Raw genomic sequence first — 17,981 nt, 5'->3', positions numbered from 1 at the left:
TATTCAATGCATAGCTATATAAAACCATATTTTTTAACATTCCTGCTTTCAATAGGCTGCCTGTCGATGCCGTCAGTGGTTGCCCAGGAAAGCAGTCAGGAAATCCTGCGCTTTAATGTGGAGCAGGACATCCTGACCATGCCTGTGGATATATCGGCGAGGTCGCTGATTGTCTCCGCTACCGGGAAGTTCGAGGAGACCAAGGAGCTTGCAGTACAGGCCAATGTATTGTCTGCCGCAAAGCTGATCGATTACGGGGTTTTGACGGTGGAAGAAGGCTTGGGGATGATTCCGGGCCTAATGGTAAGGCCGAAATTGAACGGTACTTACGATGTGGTGATGATGGGCAAGCAGGGCTTGAACGGCCCTCAGACGGTAGGCGATCTTGGTGGGCAAGGGTATCTGCTGTTGAAAGATGGAATGCCATTGATGGACCGGGTGTACAACCGCCCACGATGGGAAGAAGTGCCCGTCAACCTGTCGCAAATTGAACGTATTGAGGTGGTTTTTAACCCGGCAACCATTACCTATGGTGAAGGTGCCGTGCTGGGGATTATCCAGATTATATCCAAAAAACATAACAGCAGTAAATTACACTTCGACGGCAGCGTTCAGGCGGGAAATTCCAGCTCAGTGAACACCCGCGTGAATGCCTCTTGGGGGGTGAAAGATCGGGTTTATTTTAAGTCGGGTTATAGCCATACTTATACCGAGCGGTTCAATGATTCTTCCTATATCAAATCGCAGGGGACCTACCGCCCGAATAATGAGCTGCTTTTCTATGAACCGAACGCTTATTACACCAACCCCTATCCGTTCATCGCAAAAAACCACCATGTTCTGGATTTAGGGTCCAACATTGTGATTTCTGAAAACCGTGATATATCCATTGATTATGCCTATGTGCGTTCACAGTATCAGGATATTTATCAGGCACCATCAAATGTCGCCCTGTCGTATAACGACACCAAAATGCATTATTTTAACCTGAATGGACTTTGGGATAAATTCCGCTATCAGCTTTCCTATCAGTCGGGTGAGCGAAGTGTGGGAGGCCGCATTGGTGGGGTTCAGCAGGTTGGCTATTTGAATGGCCGCGGAGAGTATCTGACAAAGTTGATGAAGGGTGACCTGATTTTGGGTGTACACCTTCAGCAGGAAAATATTGATATCAGTACCAATAATGAATTTATCAGGTACCTCAATTTGCCACACAATGCCTATCTGAAGTGGTACGAAAACAGAAACCCGTATACGGAAGGGAATAAAACCGTCGTGGGGCTCTATGCTAAAAACAGTCATGAGTTTGAGCGATGGGCTTTTAATTATGGCGTAAGGATGGATTATGCTGCTGATTTAAGCAACCACCTGATGCCGACTGCCGAGTTACAAACCAAGTACAAATTGACGGAATCGGCGAACCTGTGGATGAATGTAGCTAACAGTTATCGCCTGAGTCCTTATGGGATGAATCAGTACCATACGGCTTCGTTGAGCCCGATTTATGACCCTTCGAGTAAGGGGACCGGTGAAATGGATACGATCACCTATGTCAGTAATCCCGACTTGGCGCCACAAACAAGTCAGAGCCTGAAAATTGGATATCGAAATACTTTTATACAGGTCATTTCATTCTCCCTGACCTACGGATTGAGCAATGCCAACAATGAGTGGCGCGCTCAGGAGATTAATCATCAGGAGGATGAAAATGAGGTGGGTCAATTGATTGCGCAACCTGAAAAAGGGGAGCAGTATATTATTCAATATCAGAACTTTGGGGGGCAGGTTCGAAATCAGTCCTTAACGGTAGAAATTGACTATCTGCCCAATAACCGATTTAATGCACATGTATGGGCGACCTACCAAAAGGGGAGCACAGCAGGTGTACAAACTTATGGCATGCCCTCGTGTATGGGAGGGGTTAATGGTAGTTTCAGATTTCTTTACAACAGGATGTTTGTGCAGAGCAGTCTGAATTTTCAGACCGGTTATGATGTAAATCTGATCAGCAGCCGTGAGGCCTATTTTGCCGGGGCACAACATTTTGAAATTCCTTTCAGCTACCAATGGCAAATGGGTCTGAATTATCAGCTCGCTAAATTTGCCACCGTTTTTGTCAATGTGAAAAATTTGTTGCCGAACCAGCACGGTTTTTACCCTATGGCAGACCGGACTGCAACTCAATATATGTTTGGGCTTAATTTGAAATTGTAATCTTGAAATTTAAATATATATATCGGATACTATCCTGCTACTTTTTGCTTTTTGGTCCCTTACAGGCTATGGCAGAAGGGAATGAAGCGGAGGCGGACTCTGTTCAGATAGAAAGTCTGGCACTGATCAAACAACTTTTGATGCAGAGTGAGCAAATGGCCAACGAGCAGAAATACGTGCTCTCGTATGCTTACAATGAGCAGGCGTTGGAGCTGGCTCAGCAAAATTTTCTTCATCGGCAGGAATATGAAATTTACCTGCTTCTGGCAGAAAACCACGGCAAAGAAGCGCATTATAATCAACAACTTGAGTATTATCTTTCTGCGCTGAAAATTGCGCAGGATATTTCTGATCCGGCACGTGAGGCGAAGGTCTATTGGTTGAAAGCAAAATATTATGAGGATCGGAATGTGATTCCCCTGGCGATTCAAAACCTGGAAATGGCTTTCAAGAGATATGATGAGGCCGATATGCCTGATTGGGGAATGGTGGCCCGGGAAAAATTTGTACAGCTGAATGGGCCTTTCAATCCGATAAAAAATCAGGAGGTGTATCGTCAGCTCAAGGAATATTATCATCAGGAATCAGATCAGAAAAAAGTAATTTCCACCAAGCTGAAAATCGCCAATATTGATTTCGACCTGGGAAATTATGAATTGGCGATCAAACAGTATGAGCAGCTGGTTAAGGATTACAAGGTCGTCGGAGAAACGGCCATGCAAGCTTCTGTACTCAACAATATGGGGGTTATTGAGAAGCGTCTTGAAAATATGCGTCAGGCGGATACTTACTTCATGCGTGTAATCGATCTGTTAAGCATCAACGACAATCAGCTGAACACGGAGGAAAGAATTCAATTCAGACTGAATGTGGGGGTGGCTTACACCAACCTGAAGTCATACAATAAAGGAAAAGAGTTTTATACAAGTGCGCTGAATATTGCTGAAAAAAGCGGTAATCTGTATGAACAGGCCAATGCGTTAAACCACCTTGCGGCCAACTACTATGTGTCGGGATATACGGTGCAGGCCCTGCAAGAGGTAACCACGGCGTTAAATATTGCGACAGAATACGGTTACAAATCTTTGGAGCAAACGAGTTACCGAATTTTGGAGCTGATCCATCAGAAAGACGGTAAGTATAACGCCTCAAAGAAGGCCAAGGAAAATTATGATGCCCTGATTGCCGAAGAAAAGGAGGAGGAATCTGCCCTTCTTGATGTAAGCCGATTGGTGCAAAATGAAGAGCAGCTGAATAAAAAAATTGCTCAGCGGAACCGAAAAATGGAGAATGAACGCAGGCAGCAAACGATGCTTGCCATGCGCGAAAAAGAGTTGGATTTATTGCGGAATCAGTCTGATTTACAGAAAGCGGAGCTGAAGAATCAGGAGCTGGAAAGGCTTCGGGCGCAACAGGCGAAGGATATTGTGGAGAAGCAACTGGAGGCGATTAAGCAGGCAAGTGAACTCGACAAGGTGAAGCAGGAGCGGGAGATGCAGGCGATTGAACTGAAGAATCAGCAGATTGAGCAGGAAAAGCGACAGGAGCAAATCAGGCTGCTCGAATCTCAGGAACAGGCCAAACAGGCACAGCTTGAGGCGGCGCAAAGTCAGCGGAATATGTTCATTCTGGTGATTATATTTTTTGGTTTTGGGATTTTCGGACTGATCTATTCCTTTATGCGCAAGCGTAAGGATAACAAGATTTTGCAAATGCAGCAGCTGAAAATTGAAAAGGCCAATCAGGAAATTACCAGAGCGAAGGAAAACCTGGAGGAGAAAAATACGCAAGTTACGCAGTCGATAAAGTACGCCCAAACCATGCAGCAGGCCTTCTTGCCTACTGAGGGTTACCTTCGGGAAATGTTCGATGAACTGTTCTTGCTGTATAAACCACGTGATATTGTGTCGGGTGATTTTTACTGGGCGAAGGAAATCGACAATAAAAAGATTGTGGCCGTGGTGGATTGTACCGGGCATGGTGTTCCTGGGGCATTTTTATCGATGGTGGGCATGAATGGCCTGAACGACATCATCAATACCAACCGGGTTTTTGAGCCTAACAGGATTGTCGAAAACCTTCACGCTAATGTCGTGGAGCGTTTTAATCAGGAGGAAAGCAGGAACAAAGATGGTATGGACCTGACGGTCTGCTCTTTTGAACAACTTGCTGAAGACCAAATAAAATTCAGCTTTGTTGCCGCAAAGCAGGTGGTGTATTATCGCCATCAGGGGAAAATTCATGAGGTAATGGGAGAGCGGCAATCCATTGGGGGAATTTATGCCCACAAGGAGATTCAGTTTGGCCTCAGTGAGGTCACCTTAGCGAAAGGTGACATTGTGTACCTGCCGACCGATGGTTACATCGATCAGGCCAACCCCGAAAGAAGGAAATTTAACCGAAGGAGATTCAAGGCTCTTTTGGAAGAAATATGTGATCGTCCGATGGACGATCAATACCAAGAATTAGCTGTAGCATTGGCACAACATCAAGGAGGTGCTGATCAACGAGATGATATCACTGTATTAGCATTTAAAATTTAATTCCATGCGTTACGACCAAATTAAACAAAAGCAACGAACCATCTATTGGCAATCGGACCCTGCCAAGCTCGAGGCGTACGGGCCTTTCAATTCGGGTAATATTGGCATGGTAGGCAATTACCTGCGCGTAAAATTCATAGATGACGCAAAGCTATGGAAACGTGCATTTTCCATTTATATGGAACTGGTGCAAAACATTGCCAACTATTCCGCAGATCGCGATCCGGAAACGCAGGACGGTATCGGGATGTTTACCATCGATGAAACCGACGACCACCTGGACATTTGGGCCTGCAATCAAATTTATAATCAGGATATTGACCGGGTGATGCAAAAGGGCGAGGTGGTAGGGCACCTCGGAAAAGAAGATTTACGGAAAATGAAAAGAGATTTTCTTTTGAAGGCTGACGAACACCGGTTAAATTCCGGTAATATTGGGATAATACAGGTGGCCATAAAAGCCCAAGTACCCATTCAGTTTGAAGTCGAAGAAATCGACGATGACCGATCCCTATTATCAATATTTATACAACTTGAAAAATAACTACTATCATGGAAGATTATATAGTCGAAGGAAGCAGGGATAAGTTTTTCGTCCCTAATGTGAACCTATCAGGAAACACAAAAAAAGGAGCCATTCAGGGAGAGTCTTACCTTGAAGAACCATACCAGTTTTATGAGGATATTTACAAGTGGATCGCCAACTACTTTGAAGTAACCAAAGGCGAATTTACCCTGGACATTAAACTGACTTATTTCAATACCGCTTCATCTCGTGCGTTATTGGATTTGTTCATCAACTTAAAAGAACTGAGTGATAATGGTGCCGCCTTGACGGTCAATTGGTTTTATCCAGATCCCGATGATGAAGAAATGCTTATGGAAGCAGAAGATCTTATCGAAGAAAGTGAGCTGGAAATGAATTTGGTGGAATACGCTTTATAAGCTAAGAAAATGCTACAGCGATGAGTAAAAATACCTGAGGGCGGGTCATGGTGATATAATACCCGTCCGATTTTTACTCTAAACCAATAGCATTTATTTTTTGACCCTTTTTATTTAACATAAGGTAAATTATATAAACTGTTGCATCGTCCTGAATACAGTTGGCAACTATTTCATAAATGGTTGAGAATTAAAAAATAAGGAAAATGCAAATTAAGGAACTTAAAATTAGCGCAAAAGAAAAACGGACAGCTGTACAAAAATATTACGTCGGGCTTGCGAGTAAGAAAAAAATTTTGGAAGATTATCAAATCTGTGAACGCACCCTGAAGCGCTGGTGCTGGTGGTATCAACAATTAATACAAACAAAATACAAGACACGACCTAAGATGAAAAAATCGGATTTACCTAATGACCCCAATGCATTGAAAGCATTGGTGATGCAGTTGCAACGTGAAAAGGAAGATGCTCAGTTGAAGGCTGAGGCTATGGAAATTTTGGTGGATATCGGTGAGCAGCGATATGGGATGAATCTTAAAAAAAAGTTGGTACGAAACGGTCGAAAAGTTAAAACATAACCACCCTTCTGTTGGGCTTTTAAGGCTCACAAGTATTTTTGGTAAGAGTCGACAAGCCTGGCAGCAGCATGAAGTGAAATTGGCGGATTGGGTTGGTAAAGAAGAGTTTATCCTCAAGGTAATTAAAGAAGCGCGCAAAGATCAGCCAAATATGGGTGGCCGCAAACTACACATCGAAATCAATGATACGCTTGAAGCTGAAGGTATCTATTTGGGGCGTGATCGGTTGTTCTCGTTTTTGAAAGAGCATAACGGCTTGATTAAGAAGAAAAAAAGCTACATAAAAACCACCAATTCAAAGCATAAATTCAAGAAGCATCCCTACTTGATTGGTAACATTCAGCCCACAAGACCAAATGAAATTTGGGTAGCAGACATTACCTATATCAGTATTTTGGGGCGCCAGAGACACGCCTACTTACACCTGGTGACTGATCTGTATTCGAGAAAGATTGTCGGTTGGCAACTTTCTGACAGTCTTGCTGCGGCTGATAGCATTAAGGCCTTAAAGATGGCACTCAAACAGCGACCAGACAAGGCGCAACCGTTGATCCATCATTCCGATCGTGGTGTTCAGTATTGCTGCAACGCATATATCAAAATGTTGAGAAAGAATGAAATACAAGTGAGTATGACGGAAAGTTATGACCCCTATCAAAATGCCGTTGCAGAACGAGTAAATGGTATTTTGAAACAAGAGTTTTACCTTGAAGCAAGTTTTTTAACGGTTGCAGATGCAAAGAAAAAAGCCACTTGGGCAATTGATATTTATAACCATAAAAGAAGGCATTGGAGTCTCGATTTGATGACACCGGAAGAAGCTCATAATCACCAAGGACTGATCAAACGAAAATGGAAAAACTATAGAAAAAATAAGCGATTAGGAGCCGCTCCTTTTCAGCGGTGTAGTTCGTGCACTTTTGAATTTGGGTTAGTGAGTTTTGGCAGGCTCGAGCCTGCCAAAGGAACTCACCCTAATTTAAAAGTTCCCCGCGGGAGCGCGGCGCCCGCGGCGACATCTCGAAATGTAACATAAAACACATACCTATTATAGTACAATTTACAAAGCATCCAATCAGACGAAAAAGCTGATAATAAGTGCCAAGTTATTTCAGGACAAGACATGATTATCCATCCCGATATCAGGTCAGGCACGTAGGTCTGACCGTACATCACGTAGGCGTATATCATCAGGTCAGGCACATAGGCCTGACCCTACACGTTTTGGATATTAAAAGCCCGATAATAATTATCGTCCGTTAATTTACCAAAAAGCTCCAAGGAATGACCATTATAATTGCCAGGAAAAAACATGACCGTTGGCGCTTGTTTGGCAATATTCTGTAAATTATTGAGCACGTTATGGGATCGGATGAAGGGGAATACCTCGCCGATGCCTGTGAAGAAATATACCTGCGCCTGCGCCTGCTTGATCTTGGCTTCAACCGCCGGCATAAGTACCTCGTGCATGTTCAAACTCGACTGCAAAGCGCGCATGAACTTGGCTTTGTCCTTGCGCCTTTGCTCTACCTTGAACATCTTTTCCATGCCCATTTTGTTGTCAATAATCTCCACTGACAAGTCATAGAGATTGACCTCCAGAACGGAAATGGATCGTTTCTCGAGCTTGTTGATCAACCCACGGATCGCCTGACGCACGGGCATCTCCTGCGTGGGATCATAGGCTGAAATATAGAAAGGGATCTCCCCGCCGAGGGCCTGCATCTTCAAAAATCCTTCTGAAGAAACGACCTCGAATATATGTTCAAATTGTTCGCTTATGCTTGTCATTTTTTTTGTTTTTGGGTGGCATTGCATGCAATCATTAATTAGGTCAGCCGTGTAGGGTCTGGCCTGCGTGCCTGACCTAAATACCGATATTTTTTTTTTAGGTCAGCCACATAGGGCTGACCCTACATACATTCCACCAATTTAATGATGTAACAACACCATCAACCATTCTTCTTTGTCCTGCCGAATGACCTGTTCCAATCTACCCGAAACCCACGGGCGTTGGATTTGGTATTGGCCATCCTCCCCTTCGATCAGGCCTGCTTCCAACAAAATCCCGAAAATTGCCCGACGGACTTTCCGTTCTGTATTCTCCGAAAGCGCCAGCACCTCATCATGCAGTTCCTTTTTGTTCTCAAAGAAACGGTCATAATCCAGTCGGCTGAGCTGATCGTCGAACAGCAAAACCTTATTACGCAGCACCTCGAGGATGAAGTCCCGAATGAAGGGATACACCTTACAAACCGCCAGCAGGGCGAGCAGTTTTTGCGTCGGCAAGTCGGCATCGAGGTAAAACTCCTGTTGTTCGGGCGTCAGGGCTTTGGCGCGTTTGCTGAGTTCGGAATACAACAGACTCCCCGTCTTTATTTTCCCATTTCCAAAATTTAAAATCAGCTCATCCTTCGTTCCCTGCCCCCGTAAAAGTGCGTTCATGACCATCGAAAATTCGGATAATCGCAAAAGGCTAAGCGTAAAAGTAAAGCTATATTTTTTGTTCGGCATCTTGTTTTTATTGGTCATTTGGTAACCAACAAAGGTAAACATTTATAGGGGGTAGGCAAATGATTTCAAGGGTCAGGCCTGCCCGTACCACACGAAATGAATTCGTTATGCTGAGGTCAGCCACATTGGGCCGACCCACACCACAAACCTACCCTTTCCAAGTGCAGCCAATGTGCCTCGAAAAAAAACATGAAAATCCTCCGCTGCACTTTCGTTGCACTGCCATGCCTGACCTTTGGGGTGTTGGTTTGATACTCGCCCTGATGGTAGCCGCCCTTGATGTGGGGAGGTTGTATGCACCGTCCGTACCGAAAGGTCCAAACCAATCATAAGGTACCACAATTCAATTAAGATGATGATTTATTTATTCTCCATAAATATATTGCTGACCACAGCTTTCGGTTTTCTTTTCCTGAAAAGGCTAAAAGAGAATCATCAACTTGCGCAGGAAAATCACCGACTGAAAAAGATGGTGGTCACCGAAGGGTCTTCGCTCGCGAAAATTTCCTTTTCCGGCACTCCCCCCGAACGATTATTAAAACTGAAGGCATTAATGGCCAAGCATATCGACCCCCAACGACTCTTAACCAACGACCGCCTGATCAAAAAAGAAATACTGATTGACGGTCAGCAGCAAAAGCGCCTGTGTCAGTTATGGCAGGAGGGCCAACGACATTACATTGGACTCGAGGAGGACGGGCAATGGATGCGTTACCCCATCAATGACATTGAGGATCTGGAATGGTTTGAGAATCAGCTGTTGGACCGACTGGAGGGTTTGGGGTGTGTCTGACCGTCCAGTTTTCGGAGTAGGGATACAAAAATATTCGACTGCCCAACCCAAGGGGCATGTTTCGCAAGCTTTCAATATCACTCCCCCCCAAAAAAAGAAAGCATTATGTTAAATAATGGGCTTAAAAAAAAGCCACAGGATCGCGCTGTGGCTTCAAACACTAATTCAAATATATAAAATTGAATGGCTTTCATTTTCCTGAGGAAACATCATCGTTCAGCCTCGGGATCGATCAATGAATTTCTTTAATATTTATCGGGCTGTTGCACCTCTTAAATTTCAGTTTTAGCGGTAAATAATATTCGGTTTTCGGCAGGGCAACTAATTCTATGGCTTTAACACAAAATATTATGTTAACAACTTTACGGATTCACCCGATGCCATTAAGCTAAGCAGATTATCCTGTATAGACGTTATTTTTAACGTCCAACACAATGCTGATTTTGAAAGCTGCCTGAGGCTTGTCATTTTATCTGCTTGCAGGAGCGGTCGGTCTGAATTTTGACTTGGCCCCCAATTTGGTGTTCGGCTTGTTGCCCATCACTAATTTCAGGGATCCACCATTCATAATTTCCTGCTGGGTGATATAAGTTCTGTTCACTTTTTTTCCATTGATTTCAATAGACTGCACATAGATATTTTCCGCAGACTGGTTTTTAGCTTCCATAGTGAAAACATTCCCATTGCCCAGTTTCATTTTTGCAGCACTGAACAATGGGGAGCCGATCAAAAACTCCTCATCCCCTGGGCAGGCAGGATAAAATCCCATGGAAGAAAAAACATACCAAGCCGACATCTGCCCACAATCCTCATTATTGGGCATGCCATCAGGCTGATCGGTGTACATTTCATCCATAATCTGGCGGACCAGTGCTTGCGTTTTATAGGGCTGACCGACATAATTATACAGGTAGGCATTCGCATGCCCGGGCTCATCGCCGTGGGCGTATCCACCAATAAAGCCTGAAATATCTACATGCTCCTCGCCTTCCATATCCAGCGACTTGCTGAATAGATCATCGAGTTGGGCCGTGAAATCTTTCACACCACCTTTAAGCTCAATCAAATCATTCACTGCGTGCGGTGCGAAATATTCATAAGCCCACAGATTTCCAGAAATCCAGTGTTGCTGCAATTCGTCCCATTTATGCTGATTAATCTCTCCAAACCAACTGCCGTCGGCATTTTTTGGCCAGAACATTTTGCGGTCGCTATTGAAGAGGTTTCGGTAATTTTCCGATCGTGCTTTAAAAACGCGGTAATCTTCCATTTTACCCAACCGCTTTGCCAAAGAGGCAATGCACCAGTCCTCATAAGCATATTCGAGGGTTTTGGAAACGTTCTTTGGGATATCGGCCGGCACATAACCCAGGCTGATATATTCATCGAGCCCACCGACACCATCCGAACTCGAATCTTTATTCGTGTTGGCAATGTCCTTCATCGCTTCAAAAGCCTCTTCCTCATCAATCCCCGGAACGCCTTTCATAATCGCATCATATAACACGGCCACCGTAGGGTAACCAATCATACAGGTGTTATCTACCCCACAAAGCTCCCACAGTGGTAAATGAGATTTCGCATCGCGGTGGCGGGCAATCAGGGATTGCATCACATTGCTTGACAGTTCTGGAGAAACCATGTGTAACAGCGGTTGGGTAGCCCTGAAAGTATCCCAGAAAGAGAATGAAGAATAGTTTTCAAAGCCTTTCGCCTGATAAACTTTCTCATTGACAATATATTTCCCGTCCACATCTGAGGTCAGGTTTGGGGCAATATAATTGTGATAAATGCCGGTATAAAAAATGCGTTTTTGCGCTTCCGTCCCGCCTGATACCTCAAAAGCATTCAGCTTTTCTGCCCAGGAGGATTTGGCCTGTTTCAATGCCGTACTGAAATCCGTAACTTCCGATGCCAAATTGGCTTTGGCACCTTCGAGGCTCACCGCAGAGATGGCCACACGCACTTCGAGTTGTTGATCGTCTTCAGTATTGAAAATGGCGAACCCTCTTGCTGATTTCCCTTCCCGGCTTGTTGCGCGGGCAAGGTCCTTCCCTGAACTCACCATGAAGCCCGTCATGGGTTTGGAAAATTTGGCCACAAAATAAGTATAGCGTTTGCCGCCCCAACCATTGGAGTAACAATAGCCACTTACCGTATGCTCATCCTCTTGCGTTACTTTGGTTTCGATAATCGACCCGAAAATCTTGTTCGTAGGATCAATCACCACATTGGCTTCCGTGGTTTTAGGGAAATGATACTGATGATACCCCACTCTCCTGCCGGCCGTCAATGCTACATCGACATCATAATCTTTCAGAAATACCTCGTAATAGCCCGGTGAAGCCTGTTCCTGATCATGACTGAAACGTGACCGCCAACCGGCATCGGGATGCTCCTTAGTACCTGGCTCGGTTTGAATTTTCCCGACGGTAGGCATGAGTAAAATATCTCCCAAATCCGACCAGCCCGTACCCGACAAATGGGTGTGGGAAAAACCTTTGAGGTTGGTGTCTGAATAATGATAGCCTGAGCACCAGTTCCAACCCTGCGTGTCTCCATCCGGGCTCAGCTGAATCATCCCATTGGGCATGGTAGCCCCCGGAAAAGTATGGACGATACCGCCGGTTCCAATAAATGGATCGACGTAATCCATGGGTGACTTTGTAACTTGCTTTTTAGTATTTGCCATGGTGGTTCCCATTGCAAATACCCCTGCGATTAACAAAAAAATAGATTTTACCTTTATCATATTATGCTACTTCTACCTGACAAAAAAATACCGCATTGGTATCATCAATCAAAAATATCTGTCGGGGAGGAAAAAAAGCAGTGAATACGAATTACAAATGGGCTACATTCTCTTTTTTTGGCATAAAATCACCTGTAATTATGGTCAGAAGAGGTTCTAAGCCCTTACGCTCCTAATTGGAGGAGACGTTGTCTGGAGCGGTGATCATGATATTTTTCAGGATCTCATTCTTCAGGGTTGCGGGCACAAAAGGCTTGGTCACCGACCCGTTCATACCAATAGCCAGCAAGTTGCCTTTTACTTCCAAAAGGGCGGAGGCGGTCAGTGCGATAATCGGTATGGTGGGGTTAAAAGTCCGGATAATTTTCGTCGCTTCATACCCATTCATCACGGGCATGTGTAAATCCATCAAAATCAAATCGTAGGCATTTTTAGAGGCCATTTTCACGGCAATCTCCCCATTTTCCGCCCAGTCGTGGGACATGCCCCACTTTTTCAGAAACTGTGCGACAACCTTCACATTTATCAGGTTATCTTCAACGAGCAACACCTTTTTGCCCACCAACTCATTTTGATGACCAATCTCGTGCTCCTGTGGAGTAACCTGCGTTTGCACTTCCTCTTTAACCACTCCGAAAGGCACTGTAAAGGTAAAAGTTGTTCCCTTCCCCACTTCACTGTGAACAAAAATTTCCGCATTCATTAAATGGAGCAATTTTTTACTGATCGGCAAGCCCAGACCGGTACCGCCGAATTTACGGTTGGTACTCGCTTCCGCCTGTTCAAAGTCCTTGAAAATCTTATCAATATTCTCTGGCGCAATGCCCACCCCACTGTCTTCCACCTCAAAAGTAACGGTGGCATCTTCAGGGCTACCCTGTTTCAGTCGAATGTTAATGGTCCCGTTTTCGGTGAATTTGATGGCATTATTGATCAGGTTATTCAGCACCTGCGCAATGCGCACAGGGTCCCCTTTTACAAAAGTGGGTACCTGCTCCTCAATGGACAGTACCAGCTGATTGTTGCGGTCTTTAGCATTAAAAGAATTGGCTTCCCGCAGATTGGCCACATGCTCATGCAACTGAAAAGGCACATGTTCAATGGTCAGTTTTCCTGCTATAATTTTGTTATAGTCAAGAATATCATTGATGAGCGACAGGAGGTTGTCCGCAGAAAATTTCATCACATTTAAATTATCCACCTGATCTTCGTTGGGCTTGGAATCAATCAAAATATTTGTAATCCCAATCACGGCATTCAGTGGGGTGCGGAGCTCATGACTCATCGAGGAAAGGAAATTCTGTTTTGCCTCGGAGACCGATTCGGCAAGTTCTCGCGCTTTGATCAGCTTTTCTTCTGCTTCAATCTGCTGATCAATCAAATCTGTCAGGTGCTGATTATGCGCCTCCAGCCTTCTACTGTAATGGTATTTTTCCTGCACAATCCGATAGCTGTAAATGCACACCAAACAAAAGCACACGGCAATATTACCGATAATCAGCGGCATGTACGAGCTGCTCATCAGGGCATCATTGGTGAAATATTTATAGCTGATATCGACGATCAGGTTGACCAGAATCAAAAGATAGGAGAAAAATATAAGCTTCTTTTCCTCATAGGAAAAGAACATCAGCGGCACCAGGACCATCGAAAAAAAGTAAACAAACAGCAACGTTTCTCCCCCCAGGACCATGGAGTAAACCGTGATCTCGATGGTGGTCTGGATGACAATATAAATTTTTGCTGCCAAATATTTTTTAAAGTGATTAAGCACCGGAACGGTAATATAGGCAAAAGACAGCACCGCAGATAAAGGGGACATGAACTCAAGCCCTTGCATCTGCTGAAAAATAAAAATGTAAGGAAAAATCACCAAGGCAATCAGCAGGGCAATAGTGTTGCTCAACTTTACACCATCAGCATTGGATTTATAGGAAGACTCGATCATATATATTGGATTGATCCGACACAGGATAAAATTCAAAAAAGACGCTAATAGAAATACAATAGAGGTTAAATTCACCTCACTTTCTGAAGTTAAGACATCTGTTTGAAATTAGCACTCTGAAATCCGGTGAATGGATCCTATAAGTTACCAAGTGCGAATTAAATTGACCAACACCCCTACAGGAAGGTAATCATCTGAATTGACCGGTAAACGTACTTTTTTTCACTCTTCCGCCAATAAAGCATGGAGATTGCCATCATTTTACGCGCTGTTTTCAAGAAAAATATTACATATCAATCAACGCCCTCTCCCATAAAAAATCAAATATCTTCTGATCCACTTCCGAAGTCCGTTCCCGATCCCGATAGCGCATCCACTCGAAGCAATCGATTTCACTTGAAGCGGTCAGTGTTCCCGAAAAATTCGCTTCATAACACCGCATCTGCAACAATACTTCCGCATCATGCCCGTGTGCGTGTGCTTCAAAAGTGCCTATATAAATGGCAGAGTCCCGGTCTATCTCCACATCAAGTTCCTCTTTAATCTCCCGGCAAAGCACCTCAACATCGGTCTCCCCCGCTTCCCTTTTTCCGCCAGGGAAATAATAAACCGATTTACCCCTACTACGCGTGCTCAACACTCGTCGATCTTCGATCTTCGAGGTGGATCCAAGCCACTTTATCTATCAATTTCATGCAACAAAGGAATAGAGAATCTGGATAATTACCAAGACGTAAGAAATTCGATCAACTTGATTAATATTAACCAATTCGGGTTTTGATGTTATCATTACAGGAACCCTAACCACCTATTCCAGTGGTTTTAACTACAGATATAAATTAATTCTAAATGAATTCAATTGGATATTTAGTATAGACGACCTTATCCTATGTAATATCTTACATCTGTGCCTGTAAGCCCAAATAGGCTCAACTATGTAATTTCATTTATTTTTAATAATATCATTCATAGGTTAGTAATAAACAATCCACCAAAAGATCAAAACCTGCATTGCAGGGGCATTTAGCTAAAAGGAAATAAGCATGGAAAGAGTGATCAACAGTAACACAAATCAGGCGCTTGAGCAGGAAAATCTGCTTAAAATTTATGATAGCCTTCCTGTGCTATGTGCTACTATATGTCCTTCTTCAGGAAAAATTTTGGCCTGTAACCCCTCATTTTCAAAGGTATTATTGTATGAAAATTCGGAAGTGATCGGAAAATCATTATCCTATTTTTTTCATCCCAATGATCTTGATGTTGCCCTCGGCGTGGGTAATGGTATTGATACCAACAAAAATCTCCCTGCTATGGAGGTGGGTCTGCTCACCAAAAAAGGGGCAACGATTCCTGTTTTGTTTTCTGTTGACCTTCAGTATAATAAAGAAGGGGCTTTACAATTTATCAACACCACTTTTCAGAATAACACGGCCATTAAAGGCATCGAAAAGAAACTGGAGGATATTTTAACACTAACCTCCCACGATTTGCGCTCACCACTGAATTCTATTGGTGGGCTGGTGAATTTATTGCTGAGAATCAATGGGCAGCATTATGATCAACGCACCATTTCTGCCATGCAGATCATTAACCAGTCGATCCTGAAAATGACTGACCTGGTAGATGATTTACCCCTTTTGGCAAGTAATAAGGAACGAAAAGTCAAAAAGCTGATCTGCCCGGAAAATATCGTGGCAGAAGTGCTCGAACAGTTGGATGAAGAAATGACCAATACCAAAGGCTCGGTTGATGTCGAGGGCGAATTACCTTTGGTGAAAGTTTATAAAGAAGAATTTAAGGAGGCCTTTTGCCACCTCATCAGCAACGCATTGTCTTACCATAAAATAGAGGAGCCACCACACGTAAAGATCAGTGCCGACAGAATTGGCGAGCAAGCTATATTTAAAATCAGTGACAACGGAATTGGTATTGAAGCAAAAGATTTTAAAAAGATATTTATGATTTTCAGACGGGTTCACAACGAACGAAACATTCAGGGTTTAGGTCTTGGTCTGAACAAAACGAAAAAAATCATCGATAACCATGCAGGAAAAATTTGGGTGGAATCCAAAATTGGCGTGGGCAGCGATTTCTTTTTTTCTATTCCTCTCGAAAATTAAACCTATGGCGATGAATACCCAAAACAGCACAACAACGAATGCTAACAGGTATGAACCTACTGACAAAGCATTAATTTTTGACCAAATACTGGAAAGTACGCTCGCGGGCTATTGGGATTGGAATATCCCCGAGAATACGGAATATATGAGCCCTACTTTCAAGGCGATGTTTGGGTATCTGCCCGAAGAGATGGAGAATGTTCCGGAAAGCTGGCAGAAGATTATTCACCCCGACGACCTGCCTTCCGTATATGAGATATTTGAAAAACACATCGAATCAAAAGGTAAAATCCCTTATGATAATGAGGTGCGGTATTTTCATAAAAATGGCTCTATTGTCTGGGTCTACTGTCGTGGGCAGGTGATTGAGTGGGACGAGGAAGGAAACCCGACAAGGATGATTGGGACGCATGTAGACATTACCAAACATAAAGAGGCTGAAAATGTAAAACAACATAATAAAGAACTTGAGCTGAAAAACCGGGAGCTTGAGCAGTTTGCTTATGTTATTTCTCATGACCTCCAAGAGCCCCTGAACACGATTCAGAGCTATATCGGATTGTTGAATACCAAGGAGCAGATGCTGGGTGATCAGGATACGCAGATTTTCATGCGGTTCATCAATTTGGCGGCAAAGAACATGAGCCTGATGGTAAAATCACTGCTGGATTATACCCGAATTGGTAAAAATCAGAATATTGAACAAGTCGATACTAACCAGATTCTGCTGAACTGCAAAGCACAGCTTAATGCTGAAATATCGAAATCTAATGCTGAGCTGGTTTTTAAGGATTTGCCGATTGTAAAAGGCATGAAGTTCGAACTGCATCAGCTATTTTATCACTTGATTTCCAATGCCTTAAAATTTTCCTCCTCCGAAAGAACACCTGTGGTAACGGTTACCTATTCGGAAACAGAGTTTGACTGGATTTTCAATATCAAGGATAATGGCATTGGCATTGACAAAAATAATTTAAGAAAGATCTTTGTCATCTTTAAACGCCTACATAATAAAAAGGACTATCCCGGTGCAGGCATTGGTTTATCCCATTGCCTGAAAATAACCACTTTGCACCACGGCGACATCTGGGTAAATTCAGAATTGGGCAAAGGCAGTATATTTAGTTTTAGAATATCAAAAAACCTTAACTATGAATAAAAAATTAGACTCCGTATTATTGATTGACGATGATGAGGCCAACAATTTCCTTAACGCAATGGTGTTAGAGGAAATGAGCGTGGCCAAAAAAATTCACGTCAGGTTGAATGGACAAGAAGGCATTGACTTCTTAAATCAGTGTATTGCAGGCCATGAGCCCTTACCTAATCTGATTTTTTTAGACATCAATATGCCCCTGGTCAATGGCTGGGAATTTTTAGAAAGATTGGAGGAGATTGACACCAAGCAAAAACTCCCCATAGTCATCGTCCTGCTAACCACCTCCCTGAATCCCGATGATCAGGAACAAGCAAAGGCGCTGGAAAGAATTAGTGCATTTCTGAATAAACCCCTTTCTGTGGAAACGCTCAAAGAGATTTTTGCCCAGTTTTTTGACATTGAACTTGCGGTTTAA

15 protein-coding genes are annotated in these 17,981 nt (G+C 43.5%); 10 read left to right on the top strand and 5 right to left on the bottom strand.

The annotated features are described in order from the left end of the window. The first annotated feature begins 6 nt into the window (after window positions 1–6). From AABK40_RS22435 to AABK40_RS22410, 6 genes are all read left to right on the top strand, one after another. Window positions 7–2,214: a TonB-dependent receptor gene (locus AABK40_RS22435; protein ID WP_338399470.1), complete on the top strand. Its 2,208-nt coding sequence runs from the start codon at window positions 7–9 to the stop codon at window positions 2,212–2,214. Between the two features lie 68 nt (window positions 2,215–2,282). Next, window positions 2,283–4,757: a SpoIIE family protein phosphatase gene (locus AABK40_RS22430; protein WP_338399469.1), complete on the top strand. Its 2,475-nt coding sequence runs from the start codon at window positions 2,283–2,285 to the stop codon at window positions 4,755–4,757. A 4-nt stretch (window positions 4,758–4,761) separates the two neighbouring features. Continuing rightward, window positions 4,762–5,301, top strand: coding sequence for a SiaB family protein kinase (locus tag AABK40_RS22425; RefSeq protein ID WP_332922828.1), 540 nt, complete (start codon window positions 4,762–4,764; stop codon window positions 5,299–5,301). An 8-nt stretch (window positions 5,302–5,309) separates the two neighbouring features. After that, window positions 5,310–5,702, top strand: a complete 393-nt coding sequence (locus AABK40_RS22420; protein ID WP_338399468.1) for a DUF1987 domain-containing protein — start codon at window positions 5,310–5,312, stop codon at window positions 5,700–5,702. A gap of 206 nt (window positions 5,703–5,908) precedes the next feature. Further along, window positions 5,909–6,280 carry a hypothetical protein gene (locus AABK40_RS22415; RefSeq protein ID WP_338399133.1) on the top strand — a complete coding sequence of 124 codons (372 nt, stop codon included), beginning with the start codon at window positions 5,909–5,911 and terminating at the stop codon, window positions 6,278–6,280. After that, on the top strand, window positions 6,234–7,316 hold the full coding sequence (locus tag AABK40_RS22410; RefSeq protein WP_338399471.1) for an IS3 family transposase: 1,083 nt from the start codon (window positions 6,234–6,236) through the stop codon (window positions 7,314–7,316). The genes AABK40_RS22415 and AABK40_RS22410 overlap by 47 nt, the downstream gene beginning before the upstream one ends. 179 nt (window positions 7,317–7,495) lie before the next feature. On the opposite strand, the gene AABK40_RS22405 is transcribed toward AABK40_RS22410, so the two are convergent. Beyond that, window positions 7,496–8,071: a DUF1788 domain-containing protein gene (locus tag AABK40_RS22405; RefSeq protein ID WP_338399467.1), complete on the bottom strand. Its 576-nt coding sequence runs from the start codon at window positions 8,069–8,071 to the stop codon at window positions 7,496–7,498. Window positions 8,072–8,212: 141 nt separating this feature from the next. Beyond that, window positions 8,213–8,836 carry a BrxA family protein gene (locus tag AABK40_RS22400; RefSeq protein WP_338399466.1) on the bottom strand — a complete coding sequence of 208 codons (624 nt, stop codon included), beginning with the start codon at window positions 8,834–8,836 and terminating at the stop codon, window positions 8,213–8,215. A 310-nt stretch (window positions 8,837–9,146) separates the two neighbouring features. Between AABK40_RS22400 and AABK40_RS22395 the strand changes: the two genes are divergently transcribed. Then, complete coding sequence (locus AABK40_RS22395; protein ID WP_338399465.1) at window positions 9,147–9,587, top strand: hypothetical protein; 441 nt, start codon at window positions 9,147–9,149, stop codon at window positions 9,585–9,587. Window positions 9,588–10,056: 469 nt separating this feature from the next. Here the strand turns inward: AABK40_RS22395 and AABK40_RS22390 are convergent, their stop codons facing one another. The 3 genes from AABK40_RS22390 to AABK40_RS22380 all read right to left on the bottom strand — a co-directional run bounded on the left by AABK40_RS22390 (window position 10,057) and on the right by AABK40_RS22380 (window position 14,924). Then, window positions 10,057–12,279, bottom strand: coding sequence for a GH92 family glycosyl hydrolase (locus AABK40_RS22390; protein ID WP_479681206.1), 2,223 nt, complete (start codon window positions 12,277–12,279; stop codon window positions 10,057–10,059). 232 nt (window positions 12,280–12,511) lie between these two features. After that, a complete protein-coding gene (locus AABK40_RS22385) occupies window positions 12,512–14,287 on the bottom strand; it encodes an ATP-binding protein (protein WP_338399463.1) in 1,776 nt (591 codons plus the stop codon). Window positions 14,288–14,573: 286 nt separating this feature from the next. After that, on the bottom strand, window positions 14,574–14,924 hold the full coding sequence (locus tag AABK40_RS22380; protein WP_421953332.1) for an NUDIX hydrolase: 351 nt from the start codon (window positions 14,922–14,924) through the stop codon (window positions 14,574–14,576). 406 nt (window positions 14,925–15,330) lie between these two features. On the opposite strand from AABK40_RS22380, the gene AABK40_RS22375 reads away from it, so the two are divergent. The 3 genes from AABK40_RS22375 to AABK40_RS22365 are packed head-to-tail and all read left to right on the top strand — an operon-like array spanning window position 15,331 to window position 17,981. Continuing rightward, the gene (locus tag AABK40_RS22375; RefSeq protein WP_338399462.1) at window positions 15,331–16,407 is read left to right on the top strand and encodes a PAS domain-containing sensor histidine kinase; all 1,077 of its coding nucleotides are present in this window, start codon (window positions 15,331–15,333) and stop codon (window positions 16,405–16,407) included. 4 nt (window positions 16,408–16,411) lie between these two features. Further along, a complete protein-coding gene (locus tag AABK40_RS22370) occupies window positions 16,412–17,566 on the top strand; it encodes a sensor histidine kinase (protein ID WP_338399461.1) in 1,155 nt (384 codons plus the stop codon). Further along, complete coding sequence (locus AABK40_RS22365) at window positions 17,559–17,981, top strand: response regulator (RefSeq protein ID WP_332922647.1); 423 nt, start codon at window positions 17,559–17,561, stop codon at window positions 17,979–17,981. Before AABK40_RS22370 ends, AABK40_RS22365 begins: the two co-directional genes overlap by 8 nt.

The sequence above is a fragment of the Persicobacter psychrovividus genome (assembly GCF_036492425.1).
GTDB lineage: Bacteria > Bacteroidota > Bacteroidia > Cytophagales > Cyclobacteriaceae > Persicobacter > Persicobacter psychrovividus.
Note: the sequence above shows the minus strand (reverse complement) of the source record. Positions and strands in the feature narration are given on the sequence as shown.